Annotated in this window: 17 protein-coding genes and 1 pseudogene; 7 read left to right on the top strand and 11 right to left on the bottom strand. The window is 71.5% G+C overall.

Annotated features, from left to right (window positions below):
• Positions 1-21: 21 nt before the first annotated feature.
• The gene (locus tag WA675_RS03870; RefSeq protein ID WP_336081988.1) at positions 22-1218 is read left to right on the top strand and encodes a peptide synthetase; all 1197 of its coding nucleotides are present in this window, start codon (positions 22-24) and stop codon (positions 1216-1218) included.
• Positions 1215-3314 carry an MMPL family transporter gene (locus tag WA675_RS03865; RefSeq protein ID WP_336081986.1) on the top strand — a complete coding sequence of 700 codons (2100 nt, stop codon included), beginning with the start codon at positions 1215-1217 and terminating at the stop codon, positions 3312-3314. Before WA675_RS03870 ends, WA675_RS03865 begins: the two co-directional genes overlap by 4 nt.
• Here WA675_RS03865 and WA675_RS03860 read toward each other — a convergent pair.
• The 4 genes from WA675_RS03860 to WA675_RS03845 form a co-directional block, all read right to left on the bottom strand.
• Entirely contained in the window at positions 3276-3797 is a 522-nt protein-coding gene (locus WA675_RS03860; RefSeq protein WP_336081984.1) for a hypothetical protein, read from the bottom strand. The genes WA675_RS03865 and WA675_RS03860 overlap by 39 nt on opposite strands.
• Positions 3798-3813: 16 nt before the next feature.
• Positions 3814-4251, bottom strand: a complete 438-nt coding sequence (locus WA675_RS03855) for a hypothetical protein (RefSeq protein WP_336081982.1) — start codon at positions 4249-4251, stop codon at positions 3814-3816.
• Between the two features lie 75 nt (positions 4252-4326).
• A complete protein-coding gene (locus WA675_RS03850) occupies positions 4327-5175 on the bottom strand; it encodes an RNA polymerase sigma factor SigF (protein ID WP_336081981.1) in 849 nt (282 codons plus the stop codon).
• 97 nt (positions 5176-5272) lie between these two features.
• Positions 5273-5710, bottom strand: coding sequence for an anti-sigma factor (locus tag WA675_RS03845; RefSeq protein WP_336081980.1), 438 nt, complete (start codon positions 5708-5710; stop codon positions 5273-5275).
• Positions 5711-5831: 121 nt separating this feature from the next.
• On the opposite strand from WA675_RS03845, the gene WA675_RS03840 reads away from it, so the two are divergent.
• Positions 5832-6293: a VOC family protein gene (locus tag WA675_RS03840; protein ID WP_336081978.1), complete on the top strand. Its 462-nt coding sequence runs from the start codon at positions 5832-5834 to the stop codon at positions 6291-6293.
• Positions 6294-6332: 39 nt separating this feature from the next.
• Entirely contained in the window at positions 6333-6917 is a 585-nt protein-coding gene (locus WA675_RS03835) for a DUF4822 domain-containing protein (RefSeq protein WP_336081977.1), read from the top strand.
• Between the two features lie 223 nt (positions 6918-7140).
• Here WA675_RS03835 and WA675_RS03830 read toward each other — a convergent pair whose 3' ends face one another.
• Positions 7141-7269 (bottom strand): hypothetical protein, encoded by a 129-nt coding sequence (locus WA675_RS03830; protein WP_336081975.1) that lies wholly within the window; start codon positions 7267-7269, stop codon positions 7141-7143.
• A 38-nt stretch (positions 7270-7307) separates the two neighbouring features.
• Between WA675_RS03830 and WA675_RS03825 the strand changes: the two genes are divergently transcribed.
• Positions 7308-7550: a hypothetical protein gene (locus tag WA675_RS03825; RefSeq protein WP_336081973.1), complete on the top strand. Its 243-nt coding sequence runs from the start codon at positions 7308-7310 to the stop codon at positions 7548-7550.
• A gap of 34 nt (positions 7551-7584) precedes the next feature.
• Positions 7585-8029 (top strand): annotated as a pseudogene (locus WA675_RS03820) (LLM class flavin-dependent oxidoreductase); the annotation flags it as partial.
• Between the two features lie 547 nt (positions 8030-8576).
• On the opposite strand, the gene WA675_RS03815 reads toward WA675_RS03820, so the two are convergent.
• On the bottom strand, positions 8577-9611 hold the full coding sequence (locus tag WA675_RS03815; RefSeq protein WP_336081971.1) for an LLM class flavin-dependent oxidoreductase: 1035 nt from the start codon (positions 9609-9611) through the stop codon (positions 8577-8579).
• 145 nt (positions 9612-9756) lie between these two features.
• Between WA675_RS03815 and WA675_RS03810 the strand changes: the two genes are divergently transcribed.
• Entirely contained in the window at positions 9757-11283 is a 1527-nt protein-coding gene (locus WA675_RS03810; RefSeq protein ID WP_336081969.1) for an FAD-binding oxidoreductase, read from the top strand.
• 6 nt (positions 11284-11289) lie between these two features.
• On the opposite strand, the gene WA675_RS03805 is transcribed toward WA675_RS03810, so the two are convergent.
• Genes WA675_RS03805 through WA675_RS03785 form a run of 5 tightly spaced genes read right to left on the bottom strand, consistent with a single transcriptional unit; the run spans position 11290 to position 16529 of the window.
• Positions 11290-12108, bottom strand: a complete 819-nt coding sequence (locus WA675_RS03805) for a cyclase family protein (protein WP_336081967.1) — start codon at positions 12106-12108, stop codon at positions 11290-11292.
• A 29-nt stretch (positions 12109-12137) separates the two neighbouring features.
• Positions 12138-13814: an alpha/beta hydrolase gene (locus tag WA675_RS03800; RefSeq protein WP_336081965.1), complete on the bottom strand. Its 1677-nt coding sequence runs from the start codon at positions 13812-13814 to the stop codon at positions 12138-12140.
• Complete coding sequence (locus tag WA675_RS03795; RefSeq protein ID WP_336081963.1) at positions 13811-14680, bottom strand: ABC transporter ATP-binding protein; 870 nt, start codon at positions 14678-14680, stop codon at positions 13811-13813. Before WA675_RS03795 ends, WA675_RS03800 begins: the two co-directional genes overlap by 4 nt.
• Positions 14677-15495: an ABC transporter ATP-binding protein gene (locus tag WA675_RS03790; RefSeq protein WP_336081961.1), complete on the bottom strand. Its 819-nt coding sequence runs from the start codon at positions 15493-15495 to the stop codon at positions 14677-14679. The genes WA675_RS03795 and WA675_RS03790 overlap by 4 nt, the downstream gene beginning before the upstream one ends.
• A complete protein-coding gene (locus WA675_RS03785; protein WP_336081959.1) occupies positions 15492-16529 on the bottom strand; it encodes an ABC transporter permease in 1038 nt (345 codons plus the stop codon). The genes WA675_RS03790 and WA675_RS03785 overlap by 4 nt, the downstream gene beginning before the upstream one ends.
• Positions 16530-16573: the final 44 nt, after the last annotated feature.

Genomic DNA, 16573 nt, shown 5'->3' with positions numbered 1-16573 from the left:
CGCACGATCCCGAAGGCATTCATGAACGCCCGCACCGTCTTCCGCCGTCCGCTCTCGACCACCGAACGCATGTACTTCCCCATGCGTGAGCTCGCCCCGCCGTTCCTCATGCAGCTCGTCGTGCCCGGTGACGGCGAGATCGACCCGGATCAGCTGCGGCGGGCGGTGGCCACGGCGGCCGACGCCACCCCGGGTGCGCGGCTGATGCGGCAGGGTCACGACTGGGTCGACACCGGCATCGCCCCGGCGGTGCGGGTGGTGCCCGGTCACCGGCTGACCTACCCGGCGCTCGAGGCCGACCCGGTGCTCACCAGCCCGATCGGCCCGACCCCGGAGACGACCGTCGAGGTCCTGCTGCTCACCGGCGCGCCGACGACGCTGGTGTTCCGCGTGTTCCACGGCGTCATGGACGGCATGGGCATGGTGCTGTGGGTGACCAATGTGCTGCGCGCCCTGCGGGGCGAGGACCCGGTCGCGCAGGGTGATCCGGTCGCCGATCAGGAACTCGTGGACCGCGTCGGCGCGCCGGGCAAGCCGACGCCGATGGTGCCGCGCTATCGCAGCGCGGTCGGCCGCGGCAGGCAGCGGCGCGGGATGGCCCGGCATCTGCTGCGGCACCGCCGCATCGATGTCGCCGGGCCGGGCGCGCTGGCGCGGGTGTGCGCGCTGCTGGCCGCCGAGACCACGGGCACCTCGCGCATCATGATGCCGGTCGACCTGCGCCGCCACGATCCGGACCTGCGCTCGACCGCCAACCTGGCGCTGCCGCTGTTCCTCGACATCACCCCCGGCCAGGACTGGGTCGCGATCAAGAACCAGATCAAGACGGGCCTGGGCGAGCGTCGCGAACTGAATCAGCTGGCGAATACGAAGATCACGCTGGTGCCGGACGCCGTCAATCGCGGTGTGCTGCACACCACCAACTGGCTGGGCGCGCGCACCGGCCGGAACCTGGCTTCCGCCACCGTCTCCCACATGGGCCGGTTCACCGGTGCGGAACTCGCTGTCCCCGGTTTCCAGCCGACCGGGCTGTTCGTGCTTCCCCAGCACAGTGTCGCCATGCCACTGCTGTTCGGGCTCACCGAGTTCGACGGGCACACCGATCTCACCGTGTCTGCCCGCAACGGCACCGGCATCGAGGACCGGCTGGAGGGGCTGCTGGACCGGATCGTGGCCATGCTCGAGGCCGACCTGCCCGTGCCGGACGCGCACCGGTGACCGCGCTCGCCCGCCTGGTCCTCGCCCGGCCGCGCACCGTGCTGGTGGTGGTCGCGGTGTTCATCGGGCTGTGCGCGGCCTACGGTGCCGCGGTCACCGAGCGGCTCAGCGCGGGCGGATTCGCCGACCCGCACAGCGAATCCGCGTTCGTGGACCGGCTGGTCACCGAACACCTGGGCCCGCAGAGTCCCGATGTGGTCGCGCTCTACACCGCCCCCGAGGGCACCGCCATCGACGATCTCGGTCCGCGGGTGCGCGAGGCCGCCGACCGGATCGATCCGGCGCTGCTGGCCCGCCCGGTCGACAGCTACTGGACCTCGATCCCGCCGCTGCGGAACTTCCTGGTCTCGGCGGACCGGCGCCAGGCGGTCGCGGTGGTGTTCACCGCCGGGGACGACACCGCGCGCATCGCCGCCTACCCGGCGATCGCCGAGGCGCTGCGGATACCCGGTGTCGAGGTGCGCATGTCGGGCTACAGCGCGCTCAATACCGAGATCATCGAACGCTCCCAGCGCGATCTCCTGGTCGCCGAATCGATCTCGCTGCCGCTGACGCTGCTCATCCTGGTGCTGGTGTTCGGTGGGGTGCTGGCCGGGGCGCTGCCGGTGGTCGTTGGCGTGCTGGCGGTGGCCGGATCGCTGGGCGCGATCCGGCTGCTCACCGAGTTCACCGAGGTGACCACCTTCGCGGTCAATATCGCCTCGCTGCTCGGGCTCGGCATGGCCATCGACTACGGGCTGTTCCTGGTCAACCGGTTCCGCGAGGAGTACGCCGAGGGCAACGACATGGCCGCCGCGATCACCCGCACCTACGCGACCGCCGGGCGCACCGTCGGGTTCTCCGCGCTGCTGCTGATGTGCGCGTTCGCGGGCACCTTCGTCTTCCCCCAGGCGGTGCTGCGCTCGCTGGGCATCGGCGCGGTCGCCGCGGTCGCCCTGGCGGCCGCGCTGTCGCTGACGGTGCTGCCTGCCCTGCTCGTCCTCTTCGGTGCCCGCATCGGGCGGGCCAAGCCGACCGCGCGCACCGAACGGTTCTGGGCCCGCGTGGTCGACGCCGTCCTGCGCAGGCCCGGCACGGTGACCCTCGTGGTCGGCGCGGTCCTGCTGCTGCTCGCCGCGCCGCTGACCGGCATCCGGCTCAGCGAGGTCGACCAGCGCGCCCTGCCCGCGGGCAGCGAGATGCGCGCCACCGCCGAGGAACTCACCGCGAAGTTCCCGGCCGCGGCCAGCGGCGCGACCGTGCTGCTGCGCGGCACCGACGGCACCCCGCCGCAGACGGCGGCCGTGTCCACGACCCTGGCGGCGGCGCAGGCGGTGCCGGGCGTGCGCCAGGCGCTCCAGGTGGGCCGCGACGACGATTTCGTCGTGCTGCACGCCTTCCTCACCGACGCCGACCGCAGCGACGCGGCCACCGCGACCGTGCGCGCGCTGCGGGCACTGGAACCACCGCCGGGCACCGTGATCGAGGTCGGTGGGGACACCGCCGCCACCCTCGACACCGTCGACGCCACCGTCGACCGGCTGCCGCTGATGATCGCGGTGATGGTGGCGGCCACGCTGATTCTGCTGACGACGGCGTTCCGCTCGATCATGTTGCCGCTCAAAGCCGTTGCCATGGCCTTCCTCAGTTTGGGCGCCAGTTTCGGCGTGCTGACCTGGATCTTCCTCGACGGTCACTTCGCCGGGGTGCTCGGGGTCAGTCCCGGGCCACTGCCCGCGGGCATGCTGGTGCTGATCATCGCCGTGGTCTTCGGGCTGTCCACCGACTACGAGGTCTTCCTGCTGTCCCGGATGGCCGAGGCACACCGGGCCGGGGCCGATACCGCCACGGCCGTGCGCGTCGGGACGGTCAAGACCGCCCGGGTGATCACGGCGGCGGCGGTGCTGCTGGTGCTGGTCACCGGTGCCTTCGCGCTGTCCTCGCTCACGCCCATGCGGCTGCTGGGTGTCGGCATGATCATCGCCCTGATCCTGGACGCGACGCTGGTCCGGATGCTGCTCGTGCCCGCCCTGGTGCAGCTGATGGGCCCGGTCAACTGGTGGCTGCCGGGCCGCCGGTCAGTGGCAGGCCAGGACCGACTCGAACGCGCGCAATAGTTCGGTGGGAGCGAACGTCTCGGTGGTGTCGGCGCGCGTGACCAGGTAGCGGGTGGCGTACAGGCCCGGCCGTCCCGAGGGCTCCCGGGTGTGGGCGCGCGAGAGCACGCTGGGACAGCGCGCGCATTCGATCCAGGGCAGGACGGTCAGGTCGTCGGCCGCCGCGGCCTGGACCTCGCTGTCGGGGACCAGGCGCACCGAGCCCGCCCGGTCCAGATCGCGCGCGCACGCCTCGACGCGGTAGTGCACCGCGAGCCGCTCGCCCCAGTGCTCGGCGAGCACCTCGATCTCGGCCAGCGTCGTCTCGTCGACGGGCACCGCCTGGTCGGCGAGGCGTTCCAGCAGGAACCACAGCCCGGCTTCCTGCTCGCCGATCTCGCGGCTGTCACGGAAGCTCTCGGCGTCCTGCGCCGCGGGCAGCAGCCCTGCCAGCCGCTCCCACAGTCGCGCTTCCCACTCCTCGAACCGGCTCCTGTCACCCATGGCCGCACTGTACCGATCAGAAACCGGCCAGGGCGGAGGCGAGATCGTCGGTGCCGAGGGCGGCGATGGCCTGATCGCGGACATCGGGGCAGTTCTCGGTGGTCACCGTGTCGATGACCTCGCGATTGCGGGTGATCGCGGCATTGACCGCGCCGTTGCGCAGCGCCCAGTTGTGCACGGTGCCGTTGAACGACACCCGCGCCACGGTGGTGCCCTGCTGCTGCCAGTTGCCGATCTCGGCGCGGATCATGTCGCAGAGCTGGGTGGCGGCCTCGGCGCCGATCTGCGGCGACTCGGCCGTGCTGGAGATGGTCGGGCCCTGCGGGTCGGTGCTGGTGCCGCAGGCGAGCAGGGTCGCCCCGGCCAGCGCGGCCAGACCCGCGGCGGCCACGGTGCGCACCCGCCGTCTCGGGTGGATGGTCGGTACAGCCGCGCCCGGCGCTTGCTGGGGCATGAGCACCTTACCTCCTGAATACGGGTTCGATCCGTCGTCGGGGCGGCTACCCGCGATCCACGCGGTGAAACAGGCTCACCCGGCGACGGCCTCGTCCGGCGCGGGGCGCTCGGCAAGGGCCTGGTCGCGCAGCGAGCCGAGGGTGCGGGCCAGGATGCGGGAGACCTGCATCTGCGAGACGCCGAGCTCCTCGGCGATCTCGCTCTGGGTCCGGGTCTCGTAGAAGCGCAGGATCAGCACCCGGCGCTGCAGGCTCGACAGACCGGCGATGAGCGGGCGCACCGCCATCGCGTCCTCGGTGAGCTCGTAGCAGTGCTCCTCCACGCCGAGGGTGTCGGTGATCGGCTGGCTGGCGTTGTCGCGACCGTCGTGGGTGATGTCGTCGATGGAGTTGGTCTGGTAGCCGTTGGCGGCCACGAGGGCGCGGGTGACCTCCACGACGTCCACCTCGAGCTCGGTGGCGAGCTCGGCGGCGGTCGGCATCCGGCCCAGCCGCTGGGACAGCTCCTCGGTGGCGGGCCCGACCCGCAGCTGGAGCTCCTTGAGCCTGCGCGGGACACGCACCGCCCAGGTCCGGTCACGGAAATGCCTGCGGACCTCGCCCATGACGGTCGGGATCGCGAAGGACAGGAACGACGAACCACGGCGCACGTCGTAACGGTCGACCGCGAGGACCAGCCCGACCCTGGCGGTCTGCTCGAGATCGTCGAATTGTTCGCCGCGACCGGTGAATTTACGCGCGATATGGTCGGCCAGCGGCAGGCATCGCCCGATGATTTCCGCGCGCAGATCGTCGTGGTGGGCGTCGCCCGCGGGGAGCGACCGCAATTTCTCGAACCACGGCTCGATATTGTCGTAGCTGTCGCTGCGGGAATGGGATCGCCGCGCGCTCGGATGATCTGCTGTGCTCGTTTCCCCTGTCATCGCCGGTATGCCTCGCTTCCCGGACGGTCGTGGATCTCCTGGGTATCTTCTTCGGGTACCCGGCGGCGAGTGCGCTAACCCTTTCGCGGGACACGGCTCAGGAAACGGCCGAACCCCGCGACCGCCGGATCCATCCGAATTCCACGGTAGCCGGATATCCGCCGCGGGCCGAATCGTAATGTCCGTATTCGGTGCGCAGGGTGTCGGTGAGGGTGGCCACCACGTGCCAGCCGAAGGCGTCCTCGTCGATGGAGTCCGGGGTGCGGGCCACCGTGGCCGCGCGGGCGCCGAGTACGCCGTCACCGCCGGTGAAGGCGCAGTCGATGCGCGTGCCCGGCACCGACGCGAGCACCAGCGCGGTGACCACCTCGTCCAGGGCCAGCAGCAGGTCGGTGACCTCGTCGAGGGCGAAGCCGCCGACCAGCAGGATCGTCTCGGCGACCGCGTGCGCCATCGTCAGCTGGTCGAGTTCGGCGGGAACCTGGAATCCGACCGTCCACTGCCCGGGTACGGGGTCGCGCTGTTGTTCGTGCACGCCGCCTCCCTTCCCGGTCGTCGCTGCTCCCGCTGCGCGTACCCGCTCGGCGACGCGTCAATCACGGGCTCGCGGGCCTTAGGCTAGGGCCATCACGCCGCTGCGAGAAACGGGGTTCCCGATGAGCCGTCACGTCCAGGTCACCTTCGACGCGCACGATCCGAAGGCACTGTCGAGGTTCTGGGCGGCGGTGCTCGGCTATGTGCATCCGGCGCCGCCGGGGGTGGAATTGCCCGAGGGCGCCGATCCGCTGGCGGCCTGGGACGAATTCCTGACCCGGATCGGCGTTCCGGCCGAATTGCACAATTCGAGATCCGCGATCGAGGATCCCGACGGACAGGGACCGCGTGTGTTCTTCCAGCAGGTCCCGGAGGACAAGATCGCGAAGAACCGGGTGCATCTGGATGTGCGGGCCGCGCCCGGATTGCAGGGTGACGAGCGGATGGCGGCGCTGGAATCCGAAGCCGAACGCCTGGTCGCGCTCGGTGCCACCCGCGTCCGGCGTTTCGAACCGGAACCGCCGATGAGCGCGGGATTTCTGGTGCTGACCGATCCCGAAGGTAACGAATTCTGTTTGGATTGACACCCGGATCGAAATATCGGCCCGATTACACTGACGGCCATGACGGAGCAGCGAAAACTCACCAGGAAGATTGCGCCCGTGATCATCGCCGTCACCGCCGCCGCCGTTGTGGGCGCCTGCGGTAGTGACGACGACTCCGACTCCGCCGCGACCTCGACCACGGTCGCGGTCACGACGACGAGTCCCGCCGCCACCACCTCGGCGACCACGACGGGCACGGAGGCCACCTCCGTGCAGCCGGGGACACCGGCGGCGACCCTGTCCGCCACCGCGTGGGAGACCACGTCGGCGACCGACGCGAGCGGCGCCGTGGTCGCCCTCGACGACGACGCCGTCGAGAACTACGTCGGTTACGCCTACTACGAGCCCGACGGCACCTTCACCATGTACACCCTCGAGGACACGCCCAAGATGCAGGGCGACTGGACGGTGTCCGAGGACGGCAAGACCCGCACCCTCGTCGCGAAGAACGACGCGGGCGAGGAGCAGTCCCGCCGCGATGTCGACATCGTGACGCTGACCGAGCAGGAGTTCACCTACCGGGTGTATCCGGATCCCGACGACACCACCGTCTACTACGACATCGTGCACACGCCGACCACCCACCAGAAGCCCGCCAACTGACGACCTGACACCCGGCCGTCCTGTTCCCGGCGAACAGGACGGCCGGGCGCTGTCCGCCCTATTTCCGGCCGATCCCCCTGAACGCAACAGTTGACACCGGTGCCGCGGTGCCGCACCACCCGCGCTGATCAGCGGGAATCACGACCACCCGCCACCCGGGCGCCTGCCCCGAAAACCCTGCCGCCGTGCCACATCCCCCGTCCCGCGTTGCTCCGGAGACCATTCACCGCCGTTCCACGTCGCCACCGCGCTGGCCACCCTGGCCTGCCAGCCCGCGCGGCCGCGCGGGCTGGCAGGCCAGGGTGTCGGCGACCGCGGCGGAGGCGGCGCATATCGGGCGGCGCGAGATCACCGACCTGTCCCCCGCCGCGACCGCCGCAGGGTCAGCCGGTGGTGACCGCGCTCGCGCACGCGCCGCTGGTCTACGAACTGCTCGCCGACTGGCGGGCCCGGGGCGTCGACGGTTTCCGGCTGCGGCCCGGTGTCGCGGTCGACGACCTGGCCGCCATCGCCGACCGGCTCGTGCCCGCCCTGCGGGAGCGCGGGCTGTTCCGCACCGCCTATCCCGAGGGGTCGCTGCGCGCGCTGCTCGGCCTGCCCGCCACCGTCCCCAACCGTTTCGCGACTGTGTGAGGTCCTTCGATGAGCACGACATCCGGTAAGAAGCGCGGGCGAGATCTTCGACCAGGACATCATCGGCCGCCCCGACACCTTCGGGGTGCTGGCCGCCCTGGCCGCGGTGACCGAGCATCTCGGCCTGGCGGGCACCATCAACGCCACCTTCAACGAGCCCTACGAGCTGGCCCGCCAGTTCGCCAGCCTGGATCATCTCTCCGGTGGCCGGGCCGCCTGGAACGTGGTCACCTCTTTCGACGCGTTCACCGGCCGGAACTTCCGCCGCGGCGGCTTCCTGGACCCGGCCGACCGGTATGTGCGTGCCGAGGAGCCCTGACCGCCGTGCGCGCGCTGTGGGATCCTGGCGGGTCGAGGATCTCGTGGCCGACCCGGCGTCCGGACGCTTCCTGGCCCGGCCCGACGCGGGCGAATTCGCCTTCCGCGGACAGCAGTTCGATATCGCGGGCCGCGCCGACGCCATCTTCTCCCCCTACGGCAACCTGCCCGAGGCGACCGAGAAGTACCGGGCGCTGCGGGACGAGCAGGTCACCGGGCAGGTCGACCCGCCGCAGCACGACGAGCGGGCTCACGTAGTGCTCGACCACGGTCCCACCGAGCCCGTCCACCGCCCGCGCGGCCTCGTCGACCTCGACGGCGGACCAGTCACTGAACGTGGTGAACAGGTCGCGGATCTGCGCGGTGGTCAGTTCGATCGACCAGCGGAACTCGCTGCTATCGACGGTGACGAAGTGGCCGGATCCGGTGAGCCGCTGTACCCAGGCGGCGGTATCCAGCGCCTCTGCGCGGACGGACGCGCGCGGTTCGCGGCGGCCGGTGATGACGGCGACCTGCCTACGGAACGGCGTGAGTGGGCGCGCGGGGTCCCCGAAGACGGTGCGCCACACGGCGAGATGACCGCCGGGTGTCAGTGCGCGATGCAAGCGCGGGAGCACGATGCCGAGGTCGAACCAATGGACGGCCGTCGCCCTAGACCGCTGCGTGGGTGTCGAAATGGCGCGGGCCGGGCATGACGGCCTTCCGGTATCAGGCGACTTCGTCGGCGGTCGCCGGTTTCCAGCCGAGTTCGGGGGCGATGAGGGTGGCGGTGTCGTGCAGGATCTGTTCGTAGTCGGCGCGGTGGAACTCGTAGGGCAGTTCCAGGCGCAGCTCGGTGGTGTGGGCCAGCACGGGGTCGTCGTGCAGCTGTTCGAGGATCTGGTCGGCGGTGCCGACGACATCGTGGGCGAACAGGACCCGGCGCTCGCCCTGCGGGCCGAGGGTGCGGTCGTGACGGCTCGCGGCGTAGGCACGGTAGCGCTGGCGGGTGGCGCGGTCGGCGCTGTCGACGGGCACGATCACGCGGCCGATGGCGACGCGGCCGGGACGGTCGGCGGCGAGGTGGCGGCGGTAGTCGCGCACCAAGGAGAGTTGCGCGGTGCCGAAATCGTTTTCGGGGGTGCCGTGCAGGATATTGCCGCTGAGCAGGTTGAGTCCGTTGTCGGCGGCCCAGCGCACCGAGCGGGCGCTCGCGCCGCCGTACCAGACGCGGTCGGCCAGGCCGGGACTGTGTGGTTGCAGCCGGGGGCGCTGGGTGGCGCCCGGCGAGTGGATGACGGTGTCGGCGTCGCCGAGGTAGGCGCCGCGCAGGTTCTCGATCAGCCGGGTCACCCGGCCGTAGGACAGGTCGAAGGAACGCCAGTCGCCGTCGAAGACCAGGTGGCCGATCAGGTCGGCGTGCGGCGGCACGCCCGCGCTGAACCCCGGTTGCAGCCTGCCCCGCGAGAGCACGTCGGCCAGCGAGAGGTCCTCGGCGAGCCGGAACGGGCTCTCGTAGCCGATCGGGATCACCGCGGTGCCCAGCTCGATCCGGTGGGTGCGCTGGGCCGCGGCGGCCAGGAACACCGCCGCCGACCCGACGCCGTGTTCCAGGTGCCGCTGCCGGATCCACGCGCCGTCGAAGCCGATCCGCTCACCGTATTCGAACAGCCGCAGCGTGTCCTCGAGCCCGTGGTAGGGATCCTCGTCGAGATAGTTGCCCGGCGTCAGGAACGCCAGGCTCCGGATCCGCGGGGCGCTCATCGCCGCCCCCGGACTACCTGCATCGCCATGACTCGATGGAACCCGAGGCCGGTGCTCGCGGCCAGAATTGCGCTCAGCCCGAACCCAACCCCACCGGACCGGGGTTCGGCTAGTGTCCCAGCAGATTCGGCTCGAAAGGATTCCGGTGTCGCTGTCTCGTCGAGGACTGTTCACCGCGGCGGCCGCGGGCGGTGCGCTCGCCGCGCTCGGTAGGCCGCGTGCCCGTGCCGACGAGCAGGCGCTGACCCTGCGCGGCTACAACCGCCGGTTCCAGGCGCGGCCGGACCGGATCGCGGTGCCGGGCACCACCGAAGAGGTCCGCGCGGCGGTCGCCCGGGCGGTCACGGAGAATTCCGCGCTCGCGGTGCGGTCGGGCGGGCACTGTTTCGACGATTTCGTCGACAATCCCCGCACCCGCACGCTCGTCGACCTGAGCAGGCTCACCGCCGTGCACTGGGACGAGCGGGAGCGGGCGTTCTCGGTGGGCGCGGGCGCGGATCTGGGCACCGTGTACGAGGCGCTGCACAGCCGCTGGGGTGTCACCGTGCCGGGCGGGATCTGCCTGGGTGTGGGGATGGGCGGGCATGTCACCGGCGGTGGTTACGGTCCGCTGTCACGGCGGTTCGGGCTGGTGGCCGATCATCTGGCCGGGGTGGAGGTCGTCACCGTCGCCGCCGACGGCACGGCGCGCACGGTGCTCGCCACGAAGGACGGACCCGAGCACGATCTGTGGTGGGCCCACACCGGCGGCGGTGGCGGCAATTTCGGGGTGGTGACGCGGTTCCTGCTGCGCTCCCCGGAGGCCGACGGCGCCGACCCCGCGCGAGCCCTGCCCACGCTGCCGGGCACCATGCTCAGTACCCGGCTGATCCTGCCGGTCAGCACCGAGGACTCCTTCGTCCGGTTCGTAAGCAACTATCTCGGCTTCTTCGCCCGGCACAGCGAGCCCGGCGACGACTTCGCCGGGCTGTACGCGCCGCTGATGTTCCACACCACCGGAACCGGCGCCGCCGAGATGCTGATTCTGCTCGACGCCGGATCCCCCGGTGCCCGTGCGCGTTTCGACGAGTTCGTGGCCACGGTGCGCGAGGGTGTGCTGCCGGGACCGGTCGTGCTGCCGGTCGCCGAGCTGTCCTACCCGGACACCGTGCGCCAGGTGTACTACGCCAAGGCCGCCAATGCCACGCGCGTCAAGGTGAAGGCCGCCTACCTGCGCACCGCCTATACCCCCGACCAGTTGCGTGTCTTCTACCGCTACCTGACGGACCCGGCCGTCATCGGCGAATCCCAGCTCGAGTTCCTGCCGTTCGGCGGCGCGATCAATGCCGTGGCCGCCGACGCGACCGCCATGCCCGCGCGGGACTCGTTCATGAAGATGCTGATCCACGCGTCGTGGCGGCAGCCCGCCGACGACGAACGCTACCTGCGCTGGGCCCGCGAGATGTATCGCGAGGTCCACGCGGGCACCGGCGGCGTCCCGGTGCCGAACGAGAACTACGGCGGCAGTTACATCAACTACCCCGATCCCGATCTGGCCGATCCCGCGTGGAACACCTCGGGCCTGCCCTGGCACGACTTCTACTACGGCGCGAACTATCCACGGCTACACCGGATCAAGCGGACGTGGGACCCGCGCGGTGTCTTCGCCCACCAGCTCTCGATCGGCCGGTGACGCCCCTCAGGTGAGCGCGAGGACCCGGCACGGACCGCCCGTGCCACCCGCGTGCTTGGGTGCCCCGACCACGACGGTCGCGCCCACCGGCGGCACCGCGTCCAGCGCGGCGAGCATCTCCACGCCGTAGCGGCCCGCGCCGAGCAAGGCGGTGTGCGCGCCGTAGTCGGTGTCGGCGCCGCAGTCGAGGCTGAGCGTGTCGACGCCCGCGCCGACGATGCCGCACTGGGTCACCAGGTAGTCGGCGGCCTCGCCGGAGAACCCCGGCGCGTGCGGGCGGCCGCCGCCGTCGAGATTGAGGAAGGTCGACGGGTCGGCCAGGCGGCGCTCCCAGCCGGAATACATGGCCACGAAGGCCCGGTCGGGGATCTCCCCGTGCCGCGCGCGCCACGCGTCGAGATCGGCGACGGTCACCACCGCGTCCGCGTCGGCGGCGGCCTTGGCGCTGATATCCAGCACGACCAACGGCGCGACCAGGTCGCCAGGCGGGAGGGTCTCGGTGGTGGCGGCGCCCGGAATCCGGTGCGCCGGGGCGTCGAGGTGGGTGCCGGTGTGTTCCCAGAAGCCGAGCGCGGACTGGCCGAAACCGCCGGAGGCGTGCCAGGCCACCGGCACCATGGCGAACGGTGGATTGCCCGGCCAGACCGGCAGCCGCGGGGTCAGCGTGTGGGTCAGGTCGACGACGCCGCCTGGGCGGGGCGCCGCCGACGCGGGCGCGGGCACCACCGCGGCCGCCGCGGCCAGCCCCGCGAGACCGAACAGGGCGCGGCGGTTCGGGCGGGGCGCGCCGTCGCGGGCGTGACGGACGATCTCCGGCGAGCACATCGGCTCAAGATAGCCGAGCGGACCGGAGTTCAGTCCTCGTTCCGCAGCACGCCGCGCAGGCGTTCGGTGTCGGCGGCGGTCCAGCCCGGCGGTGCCAGGATCGCGGCCCACGCGTCGGCGATGGCGGCGTGGAAGGTGTGGCCGTGCCCGTCGGGGACATCGGTGGACACGGCCATGTCGGCCGAGACCTGCAGGAAGGTCACCACCGGGATCCAGCGGGTGTTCGTCAGGACATCGGGGCCGCGGGGTTCGCGCAGCCAGTCGGGTTCCTGAAACAGCAATCGCGGCGTCCACCAGGTGATCGGGTCGGAGGCGTGCTGCAGGTAGACCACCCGCGGCGCGGGCCACGGCCGGTCGGGGCGGGCCAGATCCGGTGGGGCGGCGATGAATCGGGCGGTCTGCCCGTCGCGGTAGATCGGCAGCCACTGCGGTGAGCCGGGGTCGCGGCGGGCGGTGGCATCGCGCCACACCGGGTTGGTGGCGGTCGGGCCGACGAACAGGACGCCGTCGGTGCGCGCGGCCATGTCCTGGATGCCCGCGAAGGCGGCCTCGCCGCCGAAGGAGCCCAGGCTCTCGCCGAAGACCACCAGCTTCGGGCGCCGGTCCGGCGGCAAGGTGTCCCAGGCCGCGTGCACGGCCTCGAACAGCGCCTGGCCCGCCTGCCTGGCCCGTTCCTGGTCGACCAGGAAGGACAGCCAGCTGGGCAGATACGAGTACTGCATGCTCACCAGCGCGCTGTCCCCGTTGGCCAGGTATTCCACGCCCGACGCGGTGGATTCGTTGATCCAGCCGGTGCCCGTGGTGGTCGCCACGCCGAGCACGGACCGGTCGAATCCGCCCGCGCGGCGCAGTTCGGCGACCGCGAGATCGGCTTCGGCCCGGATGTTCTCGGCCGAGGCCAGGCCGGTGTAGACACGGATCGGTGCGCGGGCGGGCCTGCCGCTGAAGGCGGTGAGTTCGACCGCGGTCGGGCCGTTGGCCACGAAGATACGGCCCTGCCTGCCCAGCGAGTCCCAGCTCACCAGCGAGCCGGGACCGCCGGAGCGCTCGGGACTGTCCGGTTTCGGCGTGTCCTCGGAGACTTCGTTGTTGACGGCCTTGAAGGTGCCGTTGAGGGCCGACATGGCTACCTCGGCCACCACGCCGTTGAGGATCGCGATGCCGAGCGCGACCACCGCGATCCCGCCCAGCAGCGCGGCGACCCGCGGCGGCAGCACCCGGGCGAACAGTTGTCCGGTGCCCCGCGCGGCCGCCCGGCACACCCGCGCCACCACGAGCAGCACGAAGAAGACGACGGCGGCGATCGCCACCAGGATCGGATACGACGGCCACCCGAGATCCGGCACGCCCATCAGCGTGCGCAGGTCGTTCTGCCATCCGGCATACCAGATCAGCACGCCGACGGTGCCCGCGCAGGCGAGCAGGCCCACCGCCCAGCGCACCGCGCGCGGCGGTCCGGGCGGCGGCCGGTGCAGCAGCCAGCCGATCAGCGCGGCGACGGCGACGCCGAGCCCGTAGCCGACCGCGGCGGCCGCGCCGGAGACCAGTCCCTGGAACAGCGGGCCGCGCGGCAGCAGCGAGGGTGTCAACGAGAGCCAGGCCAGCAGCACTGCGCCCACCGCCCCGCCGAAGCCGAGGCCACCGCCGTTGGTCGCCACGGCTTTCGCGGCGGGCCGCTCGGTGCCGGTTGCTGTGTCGGTCGTCATCGAGAGCCTCCGGTCTCGCGGGACAGCGTGAGCATCCGCTCCTCGATCGTGGCGGGCACCGGCTGTATCTCGGCCTCGATTCCCGCCGCCGACAGCACCTTTCGCAGGATGGTCTCGTCGGTGTCGGGGACACGGACATCACGACCGGCCAGGATGACCGGGATGCCCGCCTCGTCCAGGGCGGCGAAGGTGCGCGTCCAGTCCGGTCCGCGCACCGCGACGGTGCGGGTGTCACCGATGACGGCCTGCTCGTCCCCGGCGGCCACCAGCCGCCCGTCCGCCATGAGCAGCAGCCGATCACACTGCTGGGCCTCCTCCATGTAGTGCGTGGTGACCAGCACCGCCACACCCCGATCGGCCTGCTCGCGCAGGACATCCCAGAGCCGGGCCCGCGCGAGCGCGTCCACCCCGGAGGTCGGCTCGTCGAGCACCAGCGCTTCCGGCGCGTGGGCCAGCGCGAGGAAGAACGCGGCCTGCCGCTGCGTGCCCAGCGGCAGGTCACCGACGAGGACATCGGCGTCGGCGGCCAGTGGCTCCGGCAGCGCGGGCACCGCCACGCCGTAGGCGGCGGCGCCGAATTCGAGGTTCTCCGCGACCGTCAGGTCCCGGTAGAGGCCGAGATTCTGCGGGACATAACCCAATCGAGCCCGCCGGGACAGGTCGGGCGGGCCGCCGAACAGGGTGACCGTCCCCGCGCTGGGCGCGAGCAGGCCGAGCAGCATCCGGATGACAGTGGTCTTGCCCGCCCCGTTGGCGCCGAGCAGGCCGACCGCCTCCCCCGCGCCGACCGCCAGACTCACCGTGTCCACGGCGGTGAAGGTGCCGAAGCGCCGGGTCACCGCCTCGGTCCGCAGGATCGCGTTCATGCGCGGGCCTGCTGCCGGGCCAGTGACAGCGCGATCACGATGTCCTCGAGATCGGGGTCGATGCGCGGTGCGGCGGTGCCGACCGCGGTGTCCGGCCAGTACTCCCGCCGTTCCCGGCCACGGCGCCAGGCCCACTGCGGCCGGACCGGGTCGGCGCCGCCGGTGACGGTGCCGGGGAAACCGGCGCGGACTTCGTCGTAGGAGCCCTGCACCAGGATCCGGCCCGCGTCCAGGACCACCAGGTGCGCGGCGCGTTCGGCTTCGTCGAGGTAAGTGGTCGACAGCAGCACGGCGGCACCGGCGGCCGCGGCTTCGGACACCATGCGCCACAGGTCGATCCGGCTCACCGGGTCCACACCGGTGCTGGGTTCGTCCAGGATCAGCAGCGGTGGGCGGTGGATCGTCGCCATGGCGACCCCGAGTTTGCGGCGCATGCCGCCCGAGAGCGCCGCGGCCGGGCGATCCGCCGCCGCGGTGAGCCCGCAGCGTTCGATCAGGGCCTCGCGTCGGCGGCGCAGTCCGGCCCCGGTGAGCCCGTACACGCCGCCGACGAAGTCGAGGTTCTCGCGCACCGTCAGCGCCGCCCAGCTGGCCGGACCCGCGGGCAGATAGCCGATCTCGTGTTTGCCCGGCGCGGTGACGGTGCCCGCGTCGGGGATCACCTCGCGCACCAGTACCCGCAGCAGGGTGGTCTTCCCGGCGCCGTCGCCGCCGACCACAGCGACCACGGCCCCGGCGGGCACCGTCACGGTGACGGCGTCGAGCGCGGTCCGCACACCGAAGCGGACCGTCACCTGCTCGGCCGCGGCGATCACGAGTCCTCCTCCGCGGCACGGATATTCGGCGCGAGGTCGCGGCGGAAACGCAGGACCGCGGCGGTGAACACGACGACGGCCATGAGCGTCAGCACGAGCAGCGGCAGCCACAGGCTGCTCATCGGCGCCCCGCGCAGCATCACGCCCTGGGAGATCATGGTGAAGTAGGTCAGCGGCAGCAGGTAGCCGATCCAGCGCACGCCCGCGGCCATGGCGTCGAGCGGGAAGATCATGCCGGACAGCAGGATCTGTGGCAGCAGGATCATGAACGCCGTCTGGATGGCCTGGCCCACCGTCTGCGACACCGTCGAGATCAGCACGCCGAGCCCCAGCACCACGAACAGGAAGATCGCCGCGCCCACCGCGAACACCAGCACATTGCCGTTGAACGGCACCCCGAACAGCAGCATGCCCAGCACCGTCACCACGATCATGTCCAGCGCGGCGAGCAGGAAGTACGGCACGATCTTGCCCAGGATCACCTGACTCGGCCCGATCGGCATCACCGCCAGCTGCTCGAGCGTGCCCGCCTCGCGTTCCCGCACCAGCCCGATGCTGGTGATGATGGTGCCGATGAAGGTGAGGATCAGCCCGATGATCGCGGGCACCATCACCCACGAGGTCTTCAGCTCCGGGTTGTAGAGCACCTCGGTCCGCACCGCACCGCCGATCTTGTTGAGCACCGACACACTCGACTGCGCGGCGAACAGATTCGACCCGTCGACCAGCGCGACCGTCGTGATCGCCGACCCCGACGCCACGAACGCGACATCGACCTCGTTGTCGCGCACCATCCGCTCGGCGTCCGCACGCGTGTCCTCCGGCGCGGTCACCGTGACATCGAAGAACTCCGGCAGCGCGGGCCCGGTGGTCGCCGCCAGCGGCCCCACCACCGCCGCCTGCACCGACCCGACATAGAAATTCGCCGCGTACCCGAACACCACCAGCAGCAACAACGGCAACAACACCAGCATGGCCAGCGTCCGGCGGTCCCGCCGAAGCTCCCGGAACTCCTTGACGATCATCGCCCGCATGGTCGGATCGTAAGTCCGTCCCACGCCGTCACCGGTGCACCGCG

Origin of the sequence: Nocardia sp. SSK8, assembly GCF_037034205.1 — a bacterium.
In the GTDB taxonomy this organism is placed as follows: Bacteria; Actinomycetota; Actinomycetes; order Mycobacteriales; family Mycobacteriaceae; genus Nocardia.
The sequence above is the reverse complement of the archived record's forward strand: the minus strand, read 5'-3'. Positions and strand labels throughout refer to the sequence as shown.